Origin of the sequence: Oceanispirochaeta sp. M1 (genome assembly GCF_003346715.1) — a bacterium.
Lineage (GTDB): Bacteria > Spirochaetota > Spirochaetia > DSM-2461 > DSM-2461 > Oceanispirochaeta.
Genome location: NZ_QQPQ01000011.1, coordinates 60859 through 85733 on the forward strand (window position 1 = coordinate 60859; position 24875 = coordinate 85733).

Annotated in this window: 21 protein-coding genes; 16 read left to right on the top strand and 5 right to left on the bottom strand. The window is 44.3% G+C overall.

Going from position 1 to position 24875, the window contains the following annotated elements; genetic code table 11:
- The first annotated feature begins 4 nt into the window (after positions 1-4).
- Both DV872_RS09605 and DV872_RS09610 read left to right on the top strand, forming a co-directional pair.
- Positions 5-991, top strand: a complete 987-nt coding sequence (locus DV872_RS09605; RefSeq protein ID WP_114629711.1) for an oxidoreductase family protein — start codon at positions 5-7, stop codon at positions 989-991.
- Positions 988-1881, top strand: a complete 894-nt coding sequence (locus DV872_RS09610) for a 3'(2'),5'-bisphosphate nucleotidase CysQ (protein WP_114629712.1) — start codon at positions 988-990, stop codon at positions 1879-1881. The genes DV872_RS09605 and DV872_RS09610 overlap by 4 nt, the downstream gene beginning before the upstream one ends.
- Here the strand turns inward: DV872_RS09610 and DV872_RS09615 are convergent.
- Positions 1878-2762: a TlpA disulfide reductase family protein gene (locus DV872_RS09615; RefSeq protein WP_114629713.1), complete on the bottom strand. Its 885-nt coding sequence runs from the start codon at positions 2760-2762 to the stop codon at positions 1878-1880. The genes DV872_RS09610 and DV872_RS09615 overlap by 4 nt on opposite strands.
- An 87-nt stretch (positions 2763-2849) precedes the next feature.
- Here DV872_RS09615 and DV872_RS09620 point away from each other — a divergent pair, with 87 nt between their 5' ends.
- From DV872_RS09620 to DV872_RS09630, 3 genes are read left to right on the top strand one after another with little or no spacing between them, the layout of a single operon-like run.
- Entirely contained in the window at positions 2850-3485 is a 636-nt protein-coding gene (locus DV872_RS09620; protein WP_114629714.1) for an ECF transporter S component, read from the top strand.
- On the top strand, positions 3482-4108 hold the full coding sequence (locus DV872_RS09625; RefSeq protein WP_114629715.1) for an SET domain-containing protein-lysine N-methyltransferase: 627 nt from the start codon (positions 3482-3484) through the stop codon (positions 4106-4108). The genes DV872_RS09620 and DV872_RS09625 overlap by 4 nt, the downstream gene beginning before the upstream one ends.
- A 12-nt stretch (positions 4109-4120) precedes the next feature.
- A complete protein-coding gene (locus DV872_RS09630) occupies positions 4121-5128 on the top strand; it encodes a histone deacetylase (protein WP_114629716.1) in 1008 nt (335 codons plus the stop codon).
- Here the strand turns inward: DV872_RS09630 and DV872_RS09635 are convergent.
- The 3 genes from DV872_RS09635 to murB are packed head-to-tail and all read right to left on the bottom strand — an operon-like array spanning position 5121 to position 8423.
- Positions 5121-6170, bottom strand: a complete 1050-nt coding sequence (locus DV872_RS09635) for a GSCFA domain-containing protein (RefSeq protein WP_114629717.1) — start codon at positions 6168-6170, stop codon at positions 5121-5123. The genes DV872_RS09630 and DV872_RS09635 overlap by 8 nt on opposite strands.
- Positions 6152-7504: a magnesium transporter gene (gene mgtE / locus DV872_RS09640; protein ID WP_114629718.1), complete on the bottom strand. Its 1353-nt coding sequence runs from the start codon at positions 7502-7504 to the stop codon at positions 6152-6154. Before mgtE ends, DV872_RS09635 begins: the two co-directional genes overlap by 19 nt.
- Entirely contained in the window at positions 7488-8423 is a 936-nt protein-coding gene (gene murB / locus DV872_RS09645; RefSeq protein ID WP_158546906.1) for a UDP-N-acetylmuramate dehydrogenase, read from the bottom strand. The genes mgtE and murB overlap by 17 nt, the downstream gene beginning before the upstream one ends.
- Before the next feature lie 53 nt (positions 8424-8476).
- On the opposite strand from murB, the gene cysS reads away from it, so the two are divergent.
- The 9 genes from cysS (at position 8477) to DV872_RS09690 (ending at position 20804) form a co-directional block, all read left to right on the top strand.
- The gene (gene cysS, locus DV872_RS09650) at positions 8477-9886 is read left to right on the top strand and encodes a cysteine--tRNA ligase (protein ID WP_114629720.1); all 1410 of its coding nucleotides are present in this window, start codon (positions 8477-8479) and stop codon (positions 9884-9886) included.
- A 57-nt stretch (positions 9887-9943) separates the two neighbouring features.
- Entirely contained in the window at positions 9944-10456 is a 513-nt protein-coding gene (locus DV872_RS09655; RefSeq protein WP_114629721.1) for an RNA polymerase sigma factor, read from the top strand.
- Entirely contained in the window at positions 10446-11015 is a 570-nt protein-coding gene (locus DV872_RS09660; protein WP_114629722.1) for a zf-HC2 domain-containing protein, read from the top strand. The genes DV872_RS09655 and DV872_RS09660 overlap by 11 nt, the downstream gene beginning before the upstream one ends.
- On the top strand, positions 11015-11596 hold the full coding sequence (locus DV872_RS09665) for a hypothetical protein (RefSeq protein WP_114629723.1): 582 nt from the start codon (positions 11015-11017) through the stop codon (positions 11594-11596). Before DV872_RS09660 ends, DV872_RS09665 begins: the two co-directional genes overlap by 1 nt.
- Before the next feature lie 21 nt (positions 11597-11617).
- The gene (locus DV872_RS09670) at positions 11618-13222 is read left to right on the top strand and encodes a transglutaminase domain-containing protein (RefSeq protein ID WP_114629724.1); all 1605 of its coding nucleotides are present in this window, start codon (positions 11618-11620) and stop codon (positions 13220-13222) included.
- Between the two features lie 118 nt (positions 13223-13340).
- Positions 13341-14627 (top strand): serine hydroxymethyltransferase, encoded by a 1287-nt coding sequence (glyA, locus tag DV872_RS09675; protein WP_114629725.1) that lies wholly within the window; start codon positions 13341-13343, stop codon positions 14625-14627.
- Between the two features lie 74 nt (positions 14628-14701).
- Positions 14702-15934 carry a Crp/Fnr family transcriptional regulator gene (locus tag DV872_RS09680; protein ID WP_114629726.1) on the top strand — a complete coding sequence of 411 codons (1233 nt, stop codon included), beginning with the start codon at positions 14702-14704 and terminating at the stop codon, positions 15932-15934.
- Positions 15935-16110: 176 nt separating this feature from the next.
- Positions 16111-18660 carry a transporter substrate-binding domain-containing protein gene (locus tag DV872_RS09685; protein ID WP_114629727.1) on the top strand — a complete coding sequence of 850 codons (2550 nt, stop codon included), beginning with the start codon at positions 16111-16113 and terminating at the stop codon, positions 18658-18660.
- Between the two features lie 134 nt (positions 18661-18794).
- Positions 18795-20804, top strand: a complete 2010-nt coding sequence (locus tag DV872_RS09690; protein WP_114629728.1) for a methyl-accepting chemotaxis protein — start codon at positions 18795-18797, stop codon at positions 20802-20804.
- Between the two features lie 55 nt (positions 20805-20859).
- Here DV872_RS09690 and ettA read toward each other — a convergent pair whose 3' ends face one another.
- Positions 20860-22542 carry an energy-dependent translational throttle protein EttA gene (gene ettA / locus DV872_RS09695; protein ID WP_114629729.1) on the bottom strand — a complete coding sequence of 561 codons (1683 nt, stop codon included), beginning with the start codon at positions 22540-22542 and terminating at the stop codon, positions 20860-20862.
- A gap of 244 nt (positions 22543-22786) precedes the next feature.
- On the opposite strand from ettA, the gene DV872_RS09700 reads away from it, so the two are divergent.
- Both DV872_RS09700 and DV872_RS09705 read left to right on the top strand, forming a co-directional pair.
- Positions 22787-23659: a tetratricopeptide repeat protein gene (locus DV872_RS09700; RefSeq protein ID WP_114629730.1), complete on the top strand. Its 873-nt coding sequence runs from the start codon at positions 22787-22789 to the stop codon at positions 23657-23659.
- A gap of 24 nt (positions 23660-23683) precedes the next feature.
- The gene (locus DV872_RS09705) at positions 23684-24868 is read left to right on the top strand and encodes a polysaccharide deacetylase family protein (RefSeq protein WP_114629731.1); all 1185 of its coding nucleotides are present in this window, start codon (positions 23684-23686) and stop codon (positions 24866-24868) included.
- Positions 24869-24875 lie beyond the last annotated feature (7 nt).

Below are 24875 nucleotides of genomic sequence, written 5' to 3' on the forward strand. Positions count from 1 at the left end.
TGAAATGAGTGTTAAAGAGATTATTCTCAAGTCCACCGGCGCCGGGTCGGCCCGGGAAATTGAAACAATTCAAAAATTATGGAGCGGCTACGGCAGCATCATTCGATATGAACTTGACGGCGGTACAGGAACAGATGTTCCTTTAACCGTCATAGTTAAGCATGTGCGTTTTCGTGAAGCCGCTGCAGGAGGACATCCCGGGGGATGGGATACCGACCTTTCCCATCAGAGAAAACTCCACTCCTATCAGGTGGAGACCCGCTGGTATGGTGATTGGAGTTCCAGATGTGATGAGTTCTGCAGAGTTCCAGTCTGTTATGCCCTGGAAAGCAGGGAAGACGATGTGGTTATGGTTCTCGAAGATCTGGATGCAGCCGGTTTTCCGGAGCGCAGACAGTCTGTGGATAACGATGATATTCATGCATGTCTCAGCTGGCTGGCCTATTTTCATGCACGCTTTATGGATGAAACTCCTGAGGGACTCTGGGAATGCGGCACGTACTGGCATCTGGAGACAAGACCCCAGGAGCTTGCTGTCCTGGGAGACCGTAAACTGAAAGAAGCTGCTCCTTTAATAGACCGGAAGCTTAAGGCTGCCCGGTATCAGACCTTTGTTCACGGTGATGCCAAACTTGCCAATTTCTGTTTTCCCCGGGGGAAGGTCAGCCGGGCTGCCGCAGTGGATTTTCAATATGTGGGCGGAGGTTCCGGGATGAAGGATCTGGCCTACTTTATTGGGAGCTGTTTTTATGAAGAAGAATGTGAGGCAAAGGAATCAGAGCTTCTGGATTCCTATTTTGAATATATGAGACAGGCTCTGTTACACTATGGAAAAAATATTGATGCAGCGAAGGTTGAGGAGGAAGGGAGAGCACTTTTTCCCTGGGCCTGGACCGATTTTCACCGCTTTTTGAAGGGCTGGAGCCCCGGGCACTGGAAACTTAATTCCTACAGTGAAAGAGCGGCACAAAAGATACTGGAGAGTTTATGACAGATACGATGAGTACAGATAATAATACTCTGATTGAACTTCGCGATAATGCGGTGGAAGCCGCCCTTGAGGCAGGAAAGCTGATTGCAAGTTATAGAGGAAAGCAGATAGAAGTCAAATGGAAGGCAGGGGGAGATAATCTTGCCTCCCAGGTTCTCACCGAGGTGGATCTTAAATGTCAGAATCTTATACTTGAGAAACTGGCTCCCGGTATTGAAAAATATGATCTGGGAATTCTTGCCGAAGAGGACTGTGATGACGGCAGCCGTCTGACCAAGTCTGCTTTCTGGTGTATCGATCCCATTGACGGAACCCTTCCGTTTTCAGAGGATAAACCGGGTTATGCCGTGTCTATCGGATTGGTGAGCCTGGAGGGTAAAGCTCTTGTGGGCGTCGTATATGATCCAAGGGATGAGGTGCTGTACTCCGCAGTGAAAGGTCTTGGGGCCTGGAGAAATGGAAAGCCCTGGAAGCTGAATCCTACTGAGGAAACACCCGGTGACTCTCTGACCTGGATCATGGACCGGGATCAGAAAGACCATCCAAGACAGAGTGAACTGAGGCAGCTGATTGCGGATAAAGCTCGAAACTCAGGATTTACAGGACCCGGTTTTCATACAGAAGGTGGAGCAGTACTCAATGCCTGCTGGACCCTGGAGAATCATCCGGCTGTGTATTTCAAGCTTCCCAAAACAATCGAAGGGGGGGGCTGCTTCTGGGACTTCGCGGCAACAGTCTGTATCGTAGAAGAGGCCGGCGGATGGGTCTCCGATTATAGGGGCAGAGAGCTTAATCTGAATAAGAAAGAGACCATCTATATGAATGGAGAAGGTGTCCTTTTCGCAAGCTCAGAGAAACTGGCAAAGGATTTTATTGCCTTGTTAATCTAATTACTCACATTTTTAAGCCAGGCATAATCCACGGCTCCTGTTTTCTGTGCTGTCAATTCACCACTGCTGTTAAATACGAAGGTTGAAGGGACAGAATTGATCTTAAAGTAGGCTGCCGCCTCACCCTTGTGGTCTAGAAGTACCGGAAAATCCGCCTTTTTCTCCTCTATGAAATCCACTGCGTTCTGCATCGATTTTTCGGTTGAAGTCATGTTTACGGTGATCAGACGTATGTCACTGTCTTTGTAGTCTGAATAGAAACGGTCTATTTCCGGAATTTCCGCCCGGCATGGCGGACACCAGCTGGCCCAGAAATTCACTATGGTCACCGGACTGCCGGTCAGGTCAAGGAGCTGTTCTTCTCCCTCCATGGTCAAAAGAATTATCTCACTGTCTGAGTTCAAAGCAGCTGCAGGTTTATTCTCCACAAGCGATATGTCATTGTCCGGAAACTGAGATTCCTTGGGTATAAATAAGAGAAATACAGTCAGAATAAAGTAGAGAGCCAGAGTCCCGGCCGTTAGAATACTCCAGCGAGCCAGCTCTTTAAGGCTGTATTTTTGTCTTTTGTAAAATATCAGAACTGTGAGCAGGACTACTGCGGCTCCCGCCAGATGGTTTAGAAATCCACCGGGCAGGTAGAGAAGCGCCGTGGGAGCTCCCCTGAAGGTAGACCAGTTTGTGAGTATCAGGCTCAGCCGCCAACCCAGAAAAAACAGAATAACAGAGTTGAAGAACAGGTCTGAAGTCTTTTTGAAGATATCACGGTCCTCTCTTTTAAGAATAAAGAGCAGTAGATGAGCTGCAGCGGCTGCAAAAATAAAGACTATGAGTTTTATGGGTATTGTAAAAACACCAAGGGTAAATGAAGTATTGATCATACTATGGAGTATACCCTTTTCATTCTTTCTATCAGATAATATTTAATACCTTTTTACAATTTTAGGAGAATATATCATAATAAAATTATGAAAAAAATATTTAATAAAATTGCTTCAAGACTGACAGCACCCCGTAAAGCCTCTACTTATTTTTATGTAATTATTCCAGCTGTTATCCTCAATCTTCTTTTCAGTTATTTCAATAATGCAATTCTTGAAACGCCACTTTTTCTGGATTCTATCTTTACTGCGGTAGCCGCTGTTTTTCTCGGACCTGCGGCAGGAGTTCTCACCGGACTTCTCACAAATATCGGAATGGAGTTTGTATATGGAATGACAGGTCTTTACTGGCCCTTTGCAGTCTGCAATATGGCCACAGGTTTTATTGTGGGAACTATGAATAAGAAGGGGTATTTCAAAAATATCCTCCATATGTCTATAGCCGCATTTCTGGTTGCCTTCACCAACGCGGTTCTGGGTGCCCATATTGCCTTTCTTCTTTTCAGGGGAGATTCAGGTGCCGGTATAGATTCTGTTGTTTCCGCATTGCTGCATATGGGGCAGTCCATGTTTTCAGCTGTTTTCTGGGCAAGAATCCCAGCTAATCTGGCAGATAAGCTTATTACCATTCTTACGGCCTACAGTATTAAAAAATGGATTTTTAAGGATAATATAGAATTTGAATATCTACTGACCAAAAAAATAAAGGAAGTAGGAATATGAACGAAATATATAGAGATCCCGCAGAGCGCCGAAAGTTTATGGAATCAAAGGGTCTCTCTTATTTGAGCCGGAGTATCTACAAGGATGTTTCTGTATTTTTAAAAGATCAGAAAACGTCCCCCTATTACCTGGATAATCATGAGGAGTTTAGGACTCTCAGCTCTGACTATAAAGATAAAATTAAAGAGGCCTGGATGGCTGATGTCTCCATCCGGCTGGTTTCTGAAGATGTCGGTTACGGCCTGTTTGCCGAGGCAGATATGAATCCCGGTGATATTCTGGCAGAATATGCCGGAGTCGTTCAGCCGGGGGAAGATCTTGTCCTTGATCCCGACACTGCCGAGCGTCCTCCGGAAGGTTTTGAAACCGACTATACCTGGGATTATCCCGATGCCTGGTATGAAGATCTTCTTTTTGAGGTCAACGCAGGAAAGATGGGAAACGAACTCCGTTATATCAATCATAGTTTTGAAGCCAATCTTGCTGTGGAGCATACTCTAATAGACAATCGTTGGGTCATTTTCTTTGTGGCACAGCAGTTTATCAGGGCAGGAACACAGTTTACCGTAGATTATGGTGAAGAATATTGGTCCGGTGGCTTCCGGGAGCTTATTCTTTTCTGATATATTTGTCCCATGTTGATATATAACCCCGACGCAAAAATCAGTTTTGTAAAATACGGAATCCTGATTCCTTCTCTGGACAGCAGGAAAACCAATACCATAAAGGCACTTCAGGAAGATCCCGAACTGGGCCCCAGGCAGGACGAGTGGCTTATCTCTGATTTTCCAAGAACCCTTGGAAAAGAGGATCTTCAGAGAGCTCATTCCCCGGAATATACAGCCCGTCTTTACGGCGATGATCTTGAGAGCGTTCTACTGGAATCCTATGAACTTGTTGATGAAGAGGGTAGGTATAATCGCTACGAACCTGACTCTGCCGAAGCTCCTTTGGGGGGAATCATCGATGATGTCATGAATATCGTCTCAGGTTCCTATGCTGTAATTCCCGAAGCCCTGAAGAGCGGTTTTGCCTATTTTCTTGGTGGTGGAATGCATCATGCTCATCCGGATTTCGGTCACGGCTTCTGTCTTGTTAATGATATATCTATTGCCCTTCTCAAAGCGAAAGAGGAAGGACTTTTTAAAACTGCATGGATTATTGATATTGACGCCCACAGGGGGGACGGCACTGCCGAAATCATGGCAGACCATCCGGATATTCAATCTCTGAGTATTCATATGGCCGCAGGCTGGCCTCTGGACAGTCCGGAATACCGTGAAGACGGCTCACTCAATCCCTCATGGTTTCCCGGTGATGTGGATATACCCATTGTTTCAGGAGAAGAGGCTGAGTATACCGACAGGCTTCTGGATGAGATGTGTAAGATGGAAGAGAAGGGCAGGCCCGATTTTGTCTTTGTTGTTGCCGGAGTTGATCCCTACGAAAAGGATGAGCTGCCTTCGACATCTACACTGCAGATGACAAAAGAGCAGATGCTTGATCGTGATCAGAGACTTTACTGTTTTCTAGAAGAGCGGAGCATTCCCTCTGCATGGCTCTCGGCCGGCGGATACGGAGCCTCCTCCTGGGAGATTCATACACAGTTTCTTAAATGGGTGTTGAAAAAAAGGCTTAATTAACCAGACTGGACGATAAAGGGGGCAGAGCCATGGGATATTTATTTTGAAAATCCCTGAGGGTCTGCTCTTTTTTTTCTGTAAAACTGACAGCCTCGGGACTATCCGGAAAACGGAGCTTATGCTCCAACAGATTCTTCAGGCTTTCTGCTTCATCCATATAGGATAGAAGAGCTTTATCGGCAGCCGTTTCACAAAACCTCTCCATTATATATCTGCTTGCAGCCCGGGAAGGATGACAGAGATCATCGGCATACCATCGGTAATCCCGCAGTTCATCCAGCAGTATCTCATAAGATGGAAAATAGAATGAACCAGGCTCATTATCCTTACAGCCCTGCAGGTAATCATCAATTCCGCAGCGCAGAACTGCCTTGCTCAATGAGTTTTCTGCCGCATTATCCCTTAGATGACGGATAGGACTGAGACTCAGGATTATCTTTAAAGAGGGATTAATGCTGCATACTCTATTACTCAGCTCTTTCAGGGCCTCGGTAACATTTTCAGGCTTCATGGCATAGCGCCTGAAATCAGAACCAGGCCTTTTATGACAGTTATTCACAACCTTCCCACTTGAAATTTCTTCATATACAAAGGCCGTACCCAGAGTCAAAATCAGAAATCCGGACTCCTTTAACAGTTCTCTGTGTCTTCTGAGTTCAAGGTTCAGCACAGTCAGAAGTTCATTTTTATCAGCTCTGCTGATTGTAGTATTGAAGAGGGAATGACTCCAGAGATCACGGTGGAAGAAAAGTTCATCCTCTTTAATATCCCCCTCCTCACAGAGGAGAGTGAAACTGTCCCTTAATGAGAGTGGATTATAAGTACTGCCGAAAGGAGAGAGTACAGAGGGGAGGAAATGATCCTGCCAGTATGAATAGAGGTTTTCTGCAAAACAGGAGCCGCCAAAATAGAGCATATCCCCGGGAGTTATTTTGTCAGGAAACTCTTTAATGACTATCCTGCTGAACTGCCTGTCCAGGAAGCTCTTCTGTGCTTCAGAAGAGTCTTTCCCCGCAGTCCCTCTCACAGATGGAGAATCCATTTGGATACTTCAAAGAAGATAGTAAGCCCGCAGACGTCAATTACAGTGGACATAAGAGGACCGGCGGCAACGGTAGGGTCGAACCCTATACGGTGAATCAGCATAGGGACCAGAGCTCCCAGTACGGTTGCAAATATAACAACTGAACAGAGAGAAATTGCAATGGCGATTGCCTGTAGAAACTCGATTCCCGGGGGTGTGTAATAGGCTCTTATCAGAATAACCAGGCCTGTTGTCACACCGATGAGAAGACCCACAAGAACCTCCTTGAGCATAACCTTTCCGATATCCCTGAAGTGAAGTTCTCCTGTGGCAAGACCTCGGATCATCAATGTGGAGGACTGGGTTCCCGAATTACCTCCTGTCTGTGTGATGACCGGAATAAAGAGGGTCAGAAAGGCGGCAGTCATAATCATTCCCTGATAGAGATGAAGTACATTGGTTGTTATGGTTCCGGCTACAAGGAGAATTATCAACCAGGGAATCCTTTTTTTTACAAGGCCCCAGATAGACGTCTCCAGATAGCTCTGGGTATCTCCGCCCATGGCACCCATCTTGTAGATATCTTCTGTCTGTTCTTCACGTATAACATCGATTACGTCATCAAAGGTGATTATTCCCAAAAGGCGGTTAAAGCGATCCACTACCGGCAGGGCCAGGAGTCCGTGGTTTTCAAGAACCCGGGCAGATTCTTCCTGGTCAGTATCGTCCTGAACATAGATCACTTTTTTGATCATTATGTCTTCAATTATATCTTTATCTTTTGCTCCCAGAATATCTTTCAGAGAGACTACACCGTTGAGCCTTTTAAGTTTGTCCACCACATATATGTAGTAGATTGTTTCCAGCTTATCCATGGAGCTGCGGATGAAATGGAGGGCCTGGGCCACTGTTTTATCACCGAGGATAGCCGCATAACGGGGAGTCATCAGACCCGCCGCATCATCTTCGTCAAAGCGGAGAAGAAAGGTCGTCTCCTGTCTTGTCTCTTCGCTGAGTTTATCCCATACGGCGGAACGGAGTTCAGGGCTCAGTGACTGTATAAGGTCTACAAGGTCATCCGGCTCCATGTCATTTAAGAGTGATTTGGTCACTCCTTCGGAGAGCTCACGGATCAGATGTTCCTGTTCATAATTCTGAAGTTCCGATATAAGGTCACCCCGTTTATCCTGATGGATAAGGAGAAACATACGGAGATTCTCATCATCGTTGAAATTATCCCAGATTTCAGCAATTTCAGCACCGCTGAGTTCATCCAGAATCAAATGGAGCTGTTGATCATTTACATTGAGGGGGTCCAGATATTCTTTTAAGTTCTCAATCAGATTTTGCATCCTCATCCTCCCAATCACCGACTCTCAGAACCTCGGGTTCCAGAAGAAAGCCTGTTTGTTCCTGCACTTTTTTCTGCACAAGGCAGATCAGGCTGCTTATTTCAGACGCCGTGGCGTTTTTTTCATTAATCAGAATGTTACCATGCCAATCTGAGACAGCTGCACCTCCCAGGCGCATTCCTTTCAGACCGACTTCTTCAATCAGTTTTCCGGAAGGAGCGCCGAAGGCTCTGTTATTTTTAAAGGTCGAACCGCCGCAGGGTGCTCTGAAATGTCCTTTGTCATCCCGATCTTTCCGGATTTCAAGCATTCTTTCCCAGAGCTTTCCCGATTCTCCCTGTATCAGGGAGAACTCAGCAGACAGTATAATACAATTTCTGTTTTGAAAGGGTGACTTTTTATAATCCCAGTCTTCAGATTTGAAGGGTATATACTCCTTCTCGAAATTTTCATTCAAGATTGTTGCACCCTTTAATACAGAGGCAACTTCACCGTCGTAACATCGGGCATTCATCCATAGAGCACCACCTACAGATCCCGGCATGGCGTAGATAAACTCCAGCCCCTTCAGTCCCTTATCCGCCGCATAGGCCGCACCATCAGAAACAGGCATTCCCGCACCCAGTGTCAGAGCCGTGCCTTTCAGCTTCATACTGTCCAGATTGGCCATGGAGATGACCATGCCTCTGATCCCCTTATCGGAAACCAGAATATTTGCACCCCCTCCCAGGATAAACCAGGGAACCTCCAGTTCTTTCAATTCCTTCAGAAGCTGGATCAAATCTTCTTCATCCGCCGGTTCGGCAAAAAGGTCTGCCTTCCCCCCTGTGCGGAAGCTTGTATGGCTTTTCAGAGCTTCCTCTTCACGGATATTGCCTCTGATGTTGATTTTTCTATTTAAATTGCTTAATTTGTACACAATCTTAATGATAAATGGACTGCCCCGACATGGCAACACAGTGAGGTGTATTTGTGAAAATGAAATTGTTGAATTCTGATGGTAGACAGCTGGAAGACTTTGTTCCTCTGAAAGAGGGAGAGGTCAGCCTGTACTGCTGCGGTCCTACAGTTTACAACTACGCCCATATTGGAAACATGCGGGCCTATACGTATGAAGATATTCTTAAAAGAACCATGGAGTACGCCGGATACAGGGTTAATCATGTAATGAACGTTACCGATGTGGGACATCTTACAGGTGACGGCGATGACGGCGAAGACAAGATGATCAAGAGTGCCCGTGAGCAGGGTATGACCGTTTGGGATATCGCAAAGCATTTTACAGATGCGTTTTTCAATGATTCAGAGCGACTGAACATCATCCGCCCAAATCAGGTATGCAAGGCAACCGAGCACATTCAGGAGATGATCGATATGGTCAAGACTCTGGAAGACAAGGGATTTACCTATGTCTCCGGTGGAAATGTCTACTTTGATACATCCAAATATCCCGAATACGGGCGTATGGCCAACCTCGAAAACCAGGACCTTCAGCACGGAGCCAGGGTCGAAGTTGATACAAACAAAAGAAACTACACCGACTTTGTCCTCTGGTTTACAAATAGTAAGTTTGGAGATCAGGTCATGACCTGGGATTCTCCCTGGGGAACGGGTTACCCCGGCTGGCATATTGAATGTTCTGCCATGAGCACAAAGTATCTTGGCCCCCACTTTGATATTCACTGTGGTGGTGTGGATCATATTCCCATTCACCATACAAATGAAATTGCCCAGTCTGAAGCCGCTAACGGCTGTAAATGGGTCAACTACTGGCTTCATAATGAATTTATCCTCATGAAGAGCGGTAAGATGTCCAAATCCAAGGGCGGTTTTATTACTTTGCAGGATCTGGTGGATAAGGGTTATGATCCCCTGGACTACAGATACTTCCTTCTGGGCGGGCATTACCGTTCACAGCTCGTTTTTTCATGGGAATCTCTGGATGCCTCAAGATCGGCACGTGAATCCCTGATGCGGAAAATTGCTGTAATGAAGAAAGAGGGAGAGGCCGCTGATGTTTCAGTACTTTCAGAAGCCGGACAGAAGGTATTGAATGACTTTCAGGATCATATGGCCGCCGATCTCAATACTCCCAGAGCTCTGGCGGATATCTGGAGTCTTCTTAAAAATAAGGAACTCAGTTCCACTGACAAACTGACCCTCATTATGGATATGGATCGAATCCTCGGTCTGAAGCTTGATGAAGAAAACACCGAAGAGAGCGGTACACTGGATGCATCTATCGATGCCCTTATTGCCGAAAGACAGGAGGCCCGTAAAAACAAGGATTTTGCCCGCTCTGATGAGATCAGAGATCAGCTCCTTGAACAGGGAATTCAGATTTTAGATTCACCCGATGGACCCAAATGGAAAAAAAATTGATATTTCATGTAACAGCTTCGGCATTATCATGTTTTAATGTTGAGAGGGTAGGACCGAGTGTCTAAAGATTTTGAGCTTGCATACAAAGAGTTTTACCCCGTACTGATACGTGTTGCCTATAGAATCACCGGAAGTCAGGAGGTCAGCGAAGATCTCTGTCAGGAGGCCTTTGTGCGCTATTATGAGCGCATGGATAAGATTCCTCCCGGCGACCAGGCTAAGTACTGGATGATCAGGGTCGTCAAAAATCTTGCGTTCAATCATGAAAAACGCAAGGGACGTGAGAGAAATGCATATCAGAAGCATTACCATGAGCCCAAGGCCGAGATTGTTAATGACGGTGAAAAAGGGTTGATGGAGGACGAGTCCAAGAAACTTGTTCAGAACGCTTTAATGAAGCTGCCTTATAAAATGAGGGTGGTTCTTTCTTTGAAGGAATATGCCAACCTCAACTATAAGCAGATTGGAGAGATACTGAAGATATCTGAAGGTAATGTAAAAATACGGGTTTTCCGTGCCAGACAGAAATTAAGTGAGATACTTGATAAGGGAGATGTCTATGTGCCCTGACAGCAAACTGTTGTCCGCTTTCTATGATGGTGAAGTCGCCAGTCCCTGGAAAGAGAAAATTGAAGATCATATTGGAGAATGTCCTCAGTGTAAGACTGTTATTGACGGTTTCAGCGGGCAGACTGAATTTCTTCAGTCTGAGTCAGAGCCGGAATCCAGCAGCTCCTATGCAGATGTTCAGATGCTGATACGTCATAAAAGCAATATCCGCAGTAATTCGTCTACAGTTTTGAGCTTCAGAGCTCCAGTAGTTCCCATGGCAGCTGCAGCAGCGGCAGTCCTGGCGTTTTTCTTCGGGTTTCTGATGGCCGGTACTACCGGTCCTTCTGCAACCTATGCTGAAATTCCCCTTGCCATATCCGAAGGATGGTCTGTACCGCCCGGAGACCTTGTAATACCCGGTGAGGATCTGGAAGCTATGCTGAGTATGATTGAACAGAGCAGTGGTGTCCTGTTTAATCAGGAAACAAGCATGGAACTTCCTGTGAATTTAAGTCTGGCCCGTCTGGGTGATTCAGCACTTGTGAGGACAGCCGCATACGGGGGCAACTCTCACTGATGAAAAAAACATTGTTGTTTGGACTCCTTTTGCTTGTATCACTAGAAACAGGAATCTTTGCTCAGGATCAGACCCAGACCCAGACCCAGAGTCAGAGTCAGATTGATTCAAATGAGGCAACTGTTGAACAGCTTCTGAAAGAGGCTCTGACAGTCCGTATTCAGGCTAAACTTATTCATAATATTCAAAATATCATGTGGCAGTCGGTTGTTGAGAAATTAACTATCCCCGGAAGACCTGTCTCTATCAATATGCTGAATGAACAGGCCCGTCTGTTGGTGCATTTCACTCCCTACAGACAAGTGGAGGGTGGACTGATTCTTGTTGCTCAGAGTGAGATCTGGCTACGGGTACCTGCAGAGGGTGACCAAAAAGAGAATCTGCGTTATTTTACAAGTATGAGGAGTATTCCTCTGGATTATGAAGAGATTATCTATTTTTATCCTCTGGGAAAACTTGAAAATCTCGATAATCCTGACCAAATTCACATAGAGATGGCACTCAGTATATCTCCCTATGATATTTCCGGAGATACCATTTCTGCCGAAGCTGCTTCGGACGGGGAAAGTAAAGGCAACTGATTCCCCTCTCAAGGAAGTTCCATGAATAAGAATAGTGTCCTCTATCATATAATACCGGGCGCCATTTTTGCGTCGCTCATTCTTTTGTTTTCACTGAGTCTGGCTATCTCCAGAACAGCTCCAGTTATTCATTCTCTTGAACCTACCAGGGTAAGCCCGGGTGATCTTATGGTTGTAAACGGCCGGAACTTCGGCATAAGCAGGGGTAAGGTTTTTCTTGATAACAACACTCTGACAACTTCATTTGTAGAATCGTGGTCAGAGAACATGATAAAACTCCGTGTCCCTCCTCTGAATAGTTCCGGCCTAATCTCTATAGAGACCGGTGGCGGCAGGAGCGACGGAGCTCTTTTTGTCCTTTCCGACAGGGTTCCTGATCTGGCCGCCGGAGCATTTCTGCCGGGTAAACCATTTCTTTCCGGGATCAATAACAGCAGTTTCCATCCCGGAGATCTTGTCATTCTCAAGGGAGATAAGATGGGCTCCCGGAAAAAGGGCAGCCGTATTCTGGTCAGTATCGCAGCCGAAGCAGCAGCGGATCTGCTGGATGTTCCCGAAGTGGAGAACTTCACAGAGGTTCCTGAAGATCATATCTATTCCTGGCAGAATGACGGACTCTCTTTCTTTCTGCCTCAGGAAGCTCAAAGCGGCCCTGTTTATCTGCATACAGCCTCGGGATTCAGTAATCCGGTCAGTATTGAAGTGCTGCAGCCCGAAGGTCTCATCCTCTCGGATTCTCGAAAGCTGCATATCAGTCAGGACATTATCATTTCCCATATAGCGGCTCTGCCCGGCAACGCACTGGCCCTCAGGGTACCCCGTCCTCAAAACAGGATGGGGCAGAAACTTGACTCTCCCCCTGGGGAAGCTGGATACCTTCTGCTGGAAGAACTTGAAAGTGGCGAAACCCTGGTATTGAAAAATGAGTATGACCTGGAACTGAGGAGTATCAGCTATGATCTGAGTCAGTCTGATATTCCCCGTGAATATAATAATATCTCCATGCTTGAAGACTGGCTTGAAGATACTCCTTCTCTGCCGGCTTCGGATTTCAGAAGAACAGCTCTGGCAGTGGTTAAGAGGGAGACACATCCCCTCAAAAAGGCTTCACTCCTGTTTGACTATGTAATATGGAAGCTGGAACCTGAGTTGGAAAATCCTGAAAAAGAAGCCGCCATGTGGTTGAAAACCAAAAAAACAGACTCTCTGGGATATGCCTCCCTGTATGTTTCACTCTGCCGCTCTGTGGAGATCCCTTCAAGAGTCGTTTCAGGAGTCTGGTATTCTGATAACTCTGAAATAGGAATCTCACATCACTGGGCAGAAATCTATCTACCTGAATGCGGCTGGTTCCCAGTTGATGCTGCTGCCTCAGATTCTCTTCTGGAAATTGCCTCCGGAACTGCTGACAATGATGGGAATTCTATGGATTTCCCCGGGGGCTTCGGTTTTCTTGATGCCTCTTATATCTCATTCAGCAGGGGAGAGCAGCGTTATCCTCCCCTGACAGATACGGGCCGCACAAACAGCCGTGCTTCCTACAGCAGACAGAATACATATGCCGAATGGATAGGAAACCTGGAAAGCTGTTCCATAAGTTGGAAAGATATTGGTATAATGCCCTAAGCTCTTCGGCTTTAATGAGCGTCTGTAGATCCCTCGGCTCTGAGCCGATAGTGTAAATTGTTAAATCAACAAGACTTGATAGGTTTTGATAGTGTATATTTAATTAGGAGTTGGGTGGATGACTGAATTACAGAATTTTGATCCGGAACTGTTTGCGGCCATGGGTCGTGAACTGAACAGACAGAAGGGAAATCTGGAGCTTATCGCTTCAGAGAACATTGTATCCAAAGCAGTGCTTGAGGCGGCTGGTTCCGTTCTTACAAACAAGTATGCAGAAGGCTATTCCGGTAAAAGATACTACGGCGGCTGTGAATTTGTTGACGAAGCGGAAGACCTGGCAATTGCCAGAGCTAAAGAGATCTTCGGCTGTGAATATGCCAACGTTCAGCCTCATTCCGGCTCACAGGCCAATATGGGTGTCTATCTATCAGTCTGTAAACCCGGAGACACTGTTCTGGGTATGAATCTGGCTCACGGAGGTCACCTGACTCACGGTTCTCCTGTCAATTTTTCCGGTCAGCTTTACAATATTGTGAGCTACGGTGTGGATAAAGAGAGTGAAACCATCGATTTTGATGAACTCCTTAAAACTGCAAAAGAGTGTAAACCTAAAATGATTATTGCCGGTGCATCTGCCTATGCCAGAACACTGGATTTTGACCGCTTCAGAGCCATTGCTGATGAAGTCGGCGCCTATCTGATGACAGATATGGCTCACATAGCCGGTCTTGTTGCAGCAGGTTGTCATCCCTCACCCCTGGCGGCTTCTCATTTCACAACAACCACTACTCATAAAACTCTCCGCGGACCCCGGGGCGGTATGATTCTTATGGGGAAAGACGGCGAAAATGATATGGGTGTTATTGCTCCCAAATCCGGGCGTGTGAAGAACTGGTCCGAGCTTGTAAACGGAGCAATTTTCCCTGGATGTCAGGGCGGTCCTTTGATGCATATCATTGCAGCAAAAGCAGTTGCTTTCAAAGAAGCATTGCAGCCTGATTTTAAAACCTATCAGGAACAGGTTGTGAAAAATGCTGCAGCTCTGTCAAAAGCTCTCACTGACGGCGGTGTGCGCATCGTCTCCGGTGGTACAGACAATCATCTTATGCTGGTTGATCTTACTCCTCTTGGAGTAAACGGTAAAGAAGCAGAAGCATGGCTGGATATGGCACACATTACAGTCAATAAAAATGCCATTCCCTTTGATACGAAGAGTCCCTTTATTACTTCAGGTGTCAGAATCGGATCTCCGGCTATAACTTCCAGAGGAATGAAGGAAGGGGAGATGTCAAAGGTCGCTGAATATGTCTGTTCTATCCTGAAAAGTGGCGGAGAAAAAAATAAAATTGACGAAATCGGTAAAAAGGTTCAATCTTTATGTGAGGATTTTCCGATATATAACTAATATTCTAACAAGAATTTACACGGCGGGGAGGAATTTCCGCCGGTATCAGCTTATAGTTTTTTATGGGAGTAGGGATGAATAATCCACTGCAGTTGGGCCTTGTCAGTTTTAAGAAAGGCGCCTACATCACAGTTGAAGGGAAACAGGCCGAGCAGTTCTACATTATTCGAAGTGGACATGTACACTGCGGTAAGGAATTCGAAATCGAAGAAGAGTCAGGGGGTGAAGTATTCAAACCCGGTGATTTTTTCGGTGTTGTATCCACAATGGCTGCCCATAACCACCTCGAGACGGCAAGAGCGTTAACAGACGTGACTCTGATTTCGGTCAGGAAGGATCAGTATTCACTCCTGATTGAACGGAACACCCCTGTTGCCATGAAGATCATCAATGGTTTCTCCCGCAAGGTGAGGATGCTTGATGAGGCTCTTACACGGATGACTTTCAAAAGTTCTGCAGAGATCGAACCTCCGCACCTGTTTCAGGTTGCCGAGTATTACATCAAGCAGAATCAGTATAATCAGGCCTTCTATTCCTATTATCAGTATATTAGACACTGTCCTCAGGGAGATCATGTAAAAGAAGCCCGCATGAAGATGGAAAAAATCAAACCCTATGCAACAGTGGCCTATCTGGATGTTGAGAAATCAAATGAGTTTATCCGGCAGTATCCCAAGGACACAATGGTCTTCAGTGAAGGTGAGTTCGGTCCAGAACTTTACATCATCCAGAAGGGAAGTATCAGGATTACCAAGATTGTAGATAACAACGAAGTAATGCTGGCCCTTCTGAAACCCGGAGACATTTTCGGTGAGATGGCCCTTCTTGAAAATAAACCCCGTTCTGCATCGGCCATAGCCCACGAAACAGCTGTTCTGATGGCTGTAAACAGAAGTAACTTCAAGAGCATGGTAGTTGAACAGCCCAAGATTATTTCCAGACTGACAGTTCTCCTGGCAGAAAGAATCTGGTCTATCTATAAACAGCTTGAGAACACCATGATCGGTGATCTCACAGGCCGTATGTACGATACACTGCTCCTTGAGCTGGAAAAGAACAGAATTGATCCCGAATCAAAGCGTTCCTATACCTATCCCTATGGGCCTAAGGAACTTGTAAATATCGTCGGTCTGACTAAAGAAGCCGGTGCACAGGCATTGCGGAAGCTGATGGATAACAAGAAATTCAAGATTATAGATAACAAGTTCTTTATAGATGATCTGCGTGAAGTGAAGAAAAATGCGGATTACTATAAGACTATGGAAAAGGTAAACCGTTCCCGCCAGGCGGGAAGCATGAAGAGCTGATCCGTCCCTTTTATTTAAAACTCTGAATTCTAATAGTTATTTAATCCTCGGTTTCCGGGGATTTTTTTCTTATCTGAATCTTATCTGAATCTTATTTTCTTGTTTTTTTTATAATTTTCTTGTTTTCAGCGTTTGGTTTATTTGTTAATGATTGTGTCAGGATGTATCATTAGAATATGCATCATAAAAATCCTTGGGGAATCCAACTCCTTTTTCTTGTAATTATTATTACACAGCTCAGCATTTCTGAGTCTTTTGGCAGGGAAATCAATCTCAACCTGACAGAAGAGGAAATTCTGTGGATAGAAGAACATCCTGTAGTCCGTTTAGGCCCGGATCCTTACTTCCCTCCAATTGAATCATTTGATGAATACGGTTCATATATAGGTATGGCGGCAGACTACATTGAAGTCATTGAAAACATAATTCCCATACAATTTGAAATAGTCAAGCTGCCGAACTGGGAGAAGGTTCTTGAGCAATTTCGCAGCAGAAAAATTGATATGCTGGGTGCGGCAGCAGAAAATGATTCCCGTTCTGAATATATGCTCTTTACGCAACCTTTTATTCAATATCAGACTGTAATAGTTGTTAAGAAGGGCGATACAAATAAATTAACCTTAGATGATCTGGAGGGGAAAAAGGTAGGGGTTGCTTCAGGATATATCACCCATGATTATCTTAAATTACATTATCCAGGTTATGACCTTTACCCGGTCGATAGTATTCAGAAAGGGATAGAGTTGGTTTCATTTGGAGAAGTCGATGTTTTTGTCGGTTTCATTACTACCATAATCTATGCCATTGAAGAAGGCGGGTATTCCAATTTAAGCCTGGCTGGAAAAACAGACTTAAATAGTCCATTGGCATTCGGGGTCAGAAGAGACTGGCCTGAGCTGCAGAGTATATTAAACAAGGCTCTTGCTGTTATTACGGATGAGCAGAAGAAAAGTATTCATGACAACTGGGTTCATATTGAATCAGAAAGGCTTATCAGTAATCGGAAGTTTCAAATCTATGCCCTTTTTATTATTACAGGAATAGTTCTTGTAATTTCTTTTATTCTTATCTGGAATCAATCTCTTAAAAAAAAGGTTTTAATGAAAACCTCAGAGCTTCAGAATGAACTTAAACAACGTGAAGCAGCAGAAAAATCTTTAAAAATCAGTGAAAATAAATACAGATCCCTTGTCGATAATTTTCCCGGAATAGTTTATCGCTCTCAATTAGATAAAGAGATGACCCTGATCTATATCAGTAATTATATTTTCAATATCAGCGGCTTAACTCCGTCAGATTTTATTGAAAGAAACATCGATGTGTTCAAATCGATAATACACCCGGATGACCGCATCTCAGTTGAAGAGACAATTGACAACAGTCTATTTCTGAAGGAGCCATTTGAAATTATTTACCGGATCAACCATTCTGACGGTTCTATTCGATGGGTTCAGGAGAGGGGACAGCCAATTTACTCTAATACGGGGGAGCTTGTTTTTATTGATGGTTTCATTCTGGATATTACTGATTTGAGATCTGTGGAAGAGCAACTCATTCAGACCCAGAAAATGGAAACTGTCGGGACTCTCGCCGGGGGAATAGCTCATGATTTCAATAATATTCTGGGTGGGATTACTTCAACTGTATCTTTGATGGAATACACTATTGAAAAAAAACAGACTATTGAACCGGAAAAGCTGCAGGAGTATATAGCTATTCTTAAGCAAAGCGGTATCCGGGCAACAGGAGTTGTTAAAAATCTGCTGTATCTCTCCAGAAAACATGAAATGTCACTTTCTACGGTTAATCTCAATAATGTGATTAAAGATGTAATTAAGGTCTGCCAGTATTCATTTGATAAATCAATACGTCTGGAACCTCATTATACTGCTGCTCCGGCAAATGTATTTGCAGATTCCCTCCAGCTGGAACAGGTCATACTCAATCTTTGTGTGAATGCAGAGCATGCCATGACAATAATGAAAAAGGATCAGCAGAAATGGGGAGGAACACTTTCAATTGAGATCGAGTTTATTGAGAATATCCAGGACTTTGTTCTGAATATTCCGGATGATCAGCATATGCAGTTCTGGTGTATCAAGGTAAAGGATGAAGGGATTGGCATCAGCCCTGATGAAAAAAATGAAATATTCAATCCCTTTTATACGACCAAGGAGCATGGTTTTGGAGTGGGCCTGGGTCTGTCCATGTCCTACAATATCATCAAGTCCCTTAAAGGGTACATTGAGCTTAAATCTACCCCCTGGGAAGGGACCGTTTTTTCAGTTTTTCTGCCGTTTAAGGATGAATCTAAAAAAAGAGAGATTCAATCAGATCATTCAATCCTGCGTAAAGGAATAGGACGAGTTCTTATTGTCGAGGATGAAAGAATACTGGGAATTGCAGCAGAAGAGATGCTGCAAACATGCGGATATGAAGTGACACTTGTGATTAACGGCATTGAAGCTTTGGAATATCTCAAGAATCATGCAGAGGAAACTGATTTGGTATTTCTTGATATGCTTATGCCTGAAATGTCGGGTAAGGAAATTATGATGATTCTAAAGGAAACATATCCTGATCTCAAAGTACTTTTAACTTCAGGATATCGTCAGGACAGCAGAGTATTGGAAGTTATTGATCTGGGAGTAAAAGAATTTCTTCAGAAACCTTATACACTGAAAAGTCTTTCAGAAGCAGTGGACAGGGTTATAAATCAGGCTTAGTGATCGGTGATTGATATTGAAATTAATTAAAAATAGAATTGATATGAATATCATTGAAAAATAATATGCAATCAGTCATTATTAAATAAGATATAAGTTATTATATATGCTAAGTATTATACGAGGATGGTGTCATGAATTTTCATTCAATTAAAATTAAATTACCTGCCCTGATAACTCTGATTGTTATTCTGTTGTTTGCAATTAACGGAATAATTACATTCTCAAGATTTACGAAAACATTGATAGATACAACCTATGCTCAGGCTGAAGCCAGGTTGAATGCAACAATAAATGATGTAGAGGGATATCTTCAGGAGAAAATGATTATACCCGAAGTATTGGCTCAGGATTCTAATATTCGACAATTTATGGAAGACACTACTCAAAGGTCCTACTATCTTACACCACCGCCTTTGTCTGAAGCAGAAGAAAAGAGACAGTTTGATGAGTTGCCCACAGATATCAGGCAGCTGGCGGCGACTATTCCGGAGGCCGATGAAAACACGATAAGAGATCCGGAGCTTATGAAACGGTATAAAGATGTTATTCAGACCACGGATAATATTACGACTAACGATGATGCACTGCTTCTTACTTATTTATCGGTGGAGCAAACCCAGGAGTTTTATACAAATCCTGAATCCTGGTCCGGTAGAAAATCATATTATCTCAGGAATAGAGGCTGGTATATGAAAACAATCAACTCCAGTGGAACAGTATTAACCGCACCCTATATAGACGGTATTACAGGAGAACTTGTTGTCACTGCTGCAACTCCGGTTACTGAAGCCGGAAAGCTCCTGGGAGCCACTGCAATCGACCTGTCAATTTCGACAATACAGGAACTCATCGGAACTCTTAAACTGGATGTGGAGAGTGAAGCCTACCTTTCAGACAGCGATGGATTGATTATAGCTCATCCCGATGATGACCTGATTATGGAAGTAAGCATTGGTTCAAGTGATTTATTTCCGTCAGAATTAAAGAATGCCCTCGAAGATATCGCCTCGGGTACTGTAACAAGGATCGAATACAGTATGGATGGTAAGGATTATGTCCTTTTCACAGACAGAATCAAACAAACCGGATGGATTAGTTTTCTGCTTGTAAATAAAGGAGAAATCCTTCAGCCTATCAGAGATCAATTGGTAATATTTATTATTGTTTCAATTATTACAGTACTTCTCTTAAGTGTCATGATTATCTTGATTCTTTCACGTATGCTCAAGCCGATAGATGAGGCTGTTTATCTCAGTCAGTCAATCAGTAAGGGTGATCTTACTGTAATGCCCAATGAAATTTATCTGAACAGTAAAGATGAATTTGGAGATCTGACAAAGGCCCTCAATCAAATGATCATTTCCTTAAGATCAATAGCGGGAAATATCAAGGAATCAGCAGAAGATCTGACAGTGAGCAGTGATCAGGTTAATATATCTTCACAGCAGATTGCTGAGGGAGCAACTGAACAGGCCAGCTCATCAGAAGAGGTTTCAGCCTCCATGGAAGAGATGAACTCTGTAATAATGCAGAATGCTGATAATTCACAACAGACAGTAGTAATTGCCATGAAGAATTCTCAGGATGCCGGAACAAACAGTGAATCCATGAATAGTGCCGTCGAAACTATGAAGGAAATTGTAGAGAAAATATCCATCATTGAGGAAATCGCCAGGCAGACAGACTTACTTGCTCTTAATGCAGCTATAGAAGCTGCCAGAGCCGGCGAACACGGTAAAGGGTTTGCCGTTGTCGCATCGGAAGTCAGAAAACTTGCAGAAAGAAGTAAATCCGCGGCGAAAAGTATAATGGAACTATCTTCCCGCACAATGGAAAATGCCGGAAAAAGCAGCAGTCTACTCAGTAATCTCGTGTTTGAGATTAATAAAACTACAGATTTGATTAAAGAAATAAGTGTGGCGAGTATTGAACAGAAATCCGGAGCTTCACAGATTAATCAGGCCCTTTTGGAACTGGATAAAGTTATACAGCTGAATGCTTCATCATCAGAAGAGCTCTCTGCCACTGCGCTGCAGCTATCTCAGTCCGCTAAAGGGATGCTGGGTATAATCAACTATTTTCAGGTTAACAAGGATGAGAAAAAACTTCTCTCTGATAATACTCAGGACATGGAGAATTGAGATATTGTATCCTTTCACCTAAGATGTGAAAGGATACAGTATTGCCGTGTTTCACTCAGTCTCTGGTCAGGTTCCTGTACTTGATCCGGTGAGGCTGATCCGCATCTATTCCAAGACGCTTCTTTTTGTTCTCCTCATATTCAGAGAAGTTACCTTCAAACCAGTAGGCATTACTGTCGCCCTCAAAGGCTAGAATATGGGTGGCAATTCTATCCAGGAACCAGCGGTCATGGCTGATGACGACGGCGCAGCCCGCAAAGTTCAGAAGACCGTCTTCCAGGGCCCGGATTGTATTTATATCAAGGTCATTGGTAGGCTCATCCAGAAGGAGGACATTGGCCTCTTCCTTGAGCATCATGGCCAGGTTTATTCTGTTTCTTTCACCACCGGACAGCACACCGACCTTTTTCTGCTGGTCCGAACCCAGAAAGTTGAACTGGCTGACAAAAGCACGTGAGTTCATCTCTCTTTTTCCCAGTTTGATGATATCCAGACCATCAGATATCTGTTCCCATACCGACTTTTCCGGGTCCAGATTGGCTCTGGTCTGCTCCACATAGGCAAGTTTTGCTGTTTCACCGAGTCGGATGCTTCCGGAATCCGGTTTGTCCTCACCTGTGATCATTTTAAACAGGGTTGTTTTACCGGCACCGTTTGCACCGATGATACCAATAATACCCCCTGGAGGGAGTTTGAAGCTGAGATTCTCATAGAGAAGTCTTTCTCCAAAGCCCTTACTGATATTTTCTGCATCAATAACAACACTTCCCAGTCTGGGCCCGGGAGGAATAAAGAGCTGCAGATCATTGGTCGCTGCATCGTTGTCCTGATTAAGGAGCTGTTCATATGAGTTTATACGGGCCTTAGACTTGGTATGACGTCCTTTAGTTCCCATCTGAATCCATTCCAGTTCCCTTTTCAGAGTTTTCTGTCTTTGGCTTTCCTTTTTCTCTTCCTGGAGCATACGTTTCTGTTTCTGATCCAACCATGAAGAGTAATTACCCTTCCAGGGGATTCCCTGTCCTCTGTCCAGTTCCAGAATCCAGCCGGCCACATTATCCAGGAAGTAACGGTCATGGGTAACGGCTATAATAGTCCCTTCATAACGCTGCAGATGATGTTCCAGCCAGGCAACAGATTCTGCGTCCAGGTGGTTTGTGGGCTCATCCAGCAATAGAATATCGGGTTTTTTAAGGAGGAGGCGGCACAGAGCTACTCTTCTTTTTTCTCCACCCGACAAAAGTCCTGTTTTTGCATCCTCGGGAGGACAGCGCAGTGCATCCATGGCCAGCTCAAGACGGGAATCCAGCTCCCATCCGTCCAGGGCTTCCAGGCGGTCCTGAATTTTCCCCTGTTTATCAAGAAGTGCGGTCATCTCGTCATCGCTCATAGGCTCTGAAAATTTGGCATTGATATCATCATATTCTTTTAAGAGGTCTACAGTTTCCTGTGCTCCCTCTTCAACAATTTCACGGACTGTTTTTTCGGGATCCAGCTGAGGCTCCTGTTCCAGGTAGCCGATTGTGAATCCATCGGAAAGTACAGTTTCACCTGTAATCTCCTGATCTACACCCGCCAGAATACGGAGGAGAGTACTCTTACCTGAACCGTTGAGACCGAGAACCCCGATTTTGGCTCCATAAAAGTAGGAAAGATAGATATCTTTAAGAATTATCTTCTGATTATGACTCTTGCTGACTCCCACCATGGAGTAAATGACTTTTTTATCGTCTGACATAAAAATCCTCATTATTTATATGAATTATATTTAGTCAGCATTATAGACTTTAAATGCTGATCCATTCCAGAGACCTGGAGCTTATCTGTGCTGCTGCATCAGGATTCTCAGCTGCTGCCTCTCAAGAGAGGGCTCTTTCCTGTAAAATTAATAATAAACAGACCTGTGTCACGTGTATTATTCATATTTTGTATGTATAATGGAGTTGTAAAGGTATGTTATTTAACTGCCTGGAGGCTGTAAAATGAAGAGGATCTTTGTACTAATATTTATTGCACTACTCTGTCTGCCGGTTTTGTTGAGTGCTGACGATACATATATTGATTATCTGGAAGGAGTTCTGGAGGTTCAGATCTCAGGTTCCTGGGAAGAGATCGGTATAGGTGATGAAGTTGCATTAACTGCAAAACTGAAACTATCGGATGACGGATATGCGGAACTACTGGTTGGTGATGCTGTTGTCTCTCTCACAAGAGACGGAACCTATAATGTTCAGGATCTGGTTAAGGGAAGTTCTTCTGTACAGACCGCAAGCCTTGACTTGAAAAAGAAACTGACTTTAAGTACTGGTCATGAAAAATGGCAGCATGAAGCGACCATGGGTGTGCGTGGTGCAGAAGCATCTACATCAGACGGTACAGGTATGGAAGATGCCTACACCTATCTGGAAGCCGGAATGGAATCCATGGCTGAGGGTGACTTTGAAGAGGCACTTATAAATTTTGAAGAGGGCTGGGACTTTTTTGAAGATCAGAACTGTCTGCTCTTTACCGCAATCTGCTATGAACAGCTTGGACAGAAAAGATCTTATTTAAAGATGCTTCAGGATGTAGAGCTGGATTATCTTGAGACCGAGTATCAGGGTACCTATGCTGTAAGAATGGGCGATCTTCTGATCCGCTCACTGGATTATAATGATGCGGTTACTGTACTGAATAGTGTTGATTCAGATTCACTTAGTACTGAGGAAGCACAGCAGCTTAACTACCTCATGGGTACAGCATTTCTTGGTAGTGGAGATAAGCAGAAAGCAAAGACATCCTTTCAGAAGGCTAAGGATATTGCTCCTGCATCCGAACTGGGACTTCAGGCTGCTGAGACTCTATCTTCTCTCTGATCTGCCCTTAGAAATTGAAAAAGATTGATCAGTAATTTTAGAAAAATCTCAATTATTTTATATATTCTGCTTGCGGGAACAGTGGTTCCCGTAAGTGCCCGTACCGGGGGAAATCTCTACCGGATCATGATGGACGGTGAGGGCAATCCTGTGCGCCTTATTTTTGTCCGTTCTCTCAAAGAAAAGAATCCTGAGTCATTTTTAATTGAAAGACTGGGCTACGATTCCCCTGTTGTAAGCGAAAACAGATACAGTACAGTATTCTATGACAGACGGCGAAGCGGTGAAATCCCTGTGCTGTGTTTTCACCGAATTGGAGAGGATTCAAGGTATGAACTGAGTCTCAACAGGGTTCATCATCTAATGGCCGCTTTAAAATCCAAAGGGTATTATCCCATGTCTGACAGGGATTTTGCAGCTGGAGACTTTTCTGTCATCCCCTCGGGAATGAAACCCTTTGTAATCGGTGCCGATGATGCGGGAGCAACACAGATCCTCTGGGATGAACAGACCATGTCTGTCTATGACTCGGGAGGGAATCCTGGAAACTGGTCACTTGAGCCGGACTGTCTGGCATCCATCTTTACCCGTTATTTTCCCAAATCAGGGAATCATTACAACTTTACTTTTTATATGTCCTTTGATGCTATTCCTTTCAGGCAGCTTGGAGGTCAGTCAAATCCGGGTTTCCCCTACGAAGGTATCAATGTGGTCCGTGACAAGATCCGATACGCTCAGAAGGAATTTTATCTGGGACATCACAGCCTGACACATACTTTTCGGGAAGAGATGTCGGGTGAGCAGCTTTTTCAGGAGATTAAAGAGACCGACAGGATTATCAGTTCCTATCTGGGATATCCGGTAAAGCTGCAGACCCTTGCCTATCCTTACGGTTCCGGACGGTTTACACCAGAAGAGCGGAGAGAGTTGATGCAGGCCATTGATGATGAACGTTTTCCTCAAATTGCCTATGATCTGGATGGAAGTTTCTCTCTGACTCCCTGGTCAAATGGATTCCAAGTCTGGAATATCAGCCGTTTTTCCGTGGAGAACAGCAGTTTTGATCTCCTAATAAAGCGGCTTTCATCTCCCTATATCTATCAGAGCCGAAGGGTTCTGCTCATTCGTTCTACAGATAAAAATCTGAAACTGGAAAGTTATCATCTTGATCTTGGAGGGGATGACATAGTCTATGTGTACATTCCATAATAAGGCA

Bases quoted from the DNA above. Each gene is read 5' to 3' on its own strand.
- DV872_RS09635 (WP_114629717.1), bottom strand. From the start codon at position 6,170: ATGGATTCTCCATCTGTGAGAGGGACTGCGGGGAAAGACTCTTCTGAA.
- DV872_RS09670 (WP_114629724.1), top strand. From the start codon at position 11,618: ATGAATAAGAATAGTGTCCTCTATCATATAATACCGGGCGCCATTTTT.
- DV872_RS09605 (WP_114629711.1), top strand. From the start codon at position 5: ATGAGTGTTAAAGAGATTATTCTCAAGTCCACCGGCGCCGGGTCGGCC.
- DV872_RS09685 (WP_114629727.1), top strand. From the start codon at position 16,111: ATGCATCATAAAAATCCTTGGGGAATCCAACTCCTTTTTCTTGTAATT.
- DV872_RS09610 (WP_114629712.1), top strand. From the start codon at position 988: ATGACAGATACGATGAGTACAGATAATAATACTCTGATTGAACTTCGC.
- ettA (WP_114629729.1), bottom strand. From the start codon at position 22,542: ATGTCAGACGATAAAAAAGTCATTTACTCCATGGTGGGAGTCAGCAAG.
- DV872_RS09615 (WP_114629713.1), bottom strand. From the start codon at position 2,762: ATGATCAATACTTCATTTACCCTTGGTGTTTTTACAATACCCATAAAA.
- DV872_RS09660 (WP_114629722.1), top strand. From the start codon at position 10,446: ATGTGCCCTGACAGCAAACTGTTGTCCGCTTTCTATGATGGTGAAGTC.
- DV872_RS09700 (WP_114629730.1), top strand. From the start codon at position 22,787: ATGAAGAGGATCTTTGTACTAATATTTATTGCACTACTCTGTCTGCCG.
- mgtE (WP_114629718.1), bottom strand. From the start codon at position 7,504: ATGCAAAATCTGATTGAGAACTTAAAAGAATATCTGGACCCCCTCAAT.
- DV872_RS09620 (WP_114629714.1), top strand. From the start codon at position 2,850: ATGAAAAAAATATTTAATAAAATTGCTTCAAGACTGACAGCACCCCGT.
- DV872_RS09680 (WP_114629726.1), top strand. From the start codon at position 14,702: ATGAATAATCCACTGCAGTTGGGCCTTGTCAGTTTTAAGAAAGGCGCC.
- DV872_RS09665 (WP_114629723.1), top strand. From the start codon at position 11,015: ATGAAAAAAACATTGTTGTTTGGACTCCTTTTGCTTGTATCACTAGAA.
- DV872_RS09625 (WP_114629715.1), top strand. From the start codon at position 3,482: ATGAACGAAATATATAGAGATCCCGCAGAGCGCCGAAAGTTTATGGAA.
- DV872_RS09690 (WP_114629728.1), top strand. From the start codon at position 18,795: ATGAATTTTCATTCAATTAAAATTAAATTACCTGCCCTGATAACTCTG.
- glyA (WP_114629725.1), top strand. From the start codon at position 13,341: ATGACTGAATTACAGAATTTTGATCCGGAACTGTTTGCGGCCATGGGT.
- DV872_RS09630 (WP_114629716.1), top strand. From the start codon at position 4,121: ATGTTGATATATAACCCCGACGCAAAAATCAGTTTTGTAAAATACGGA.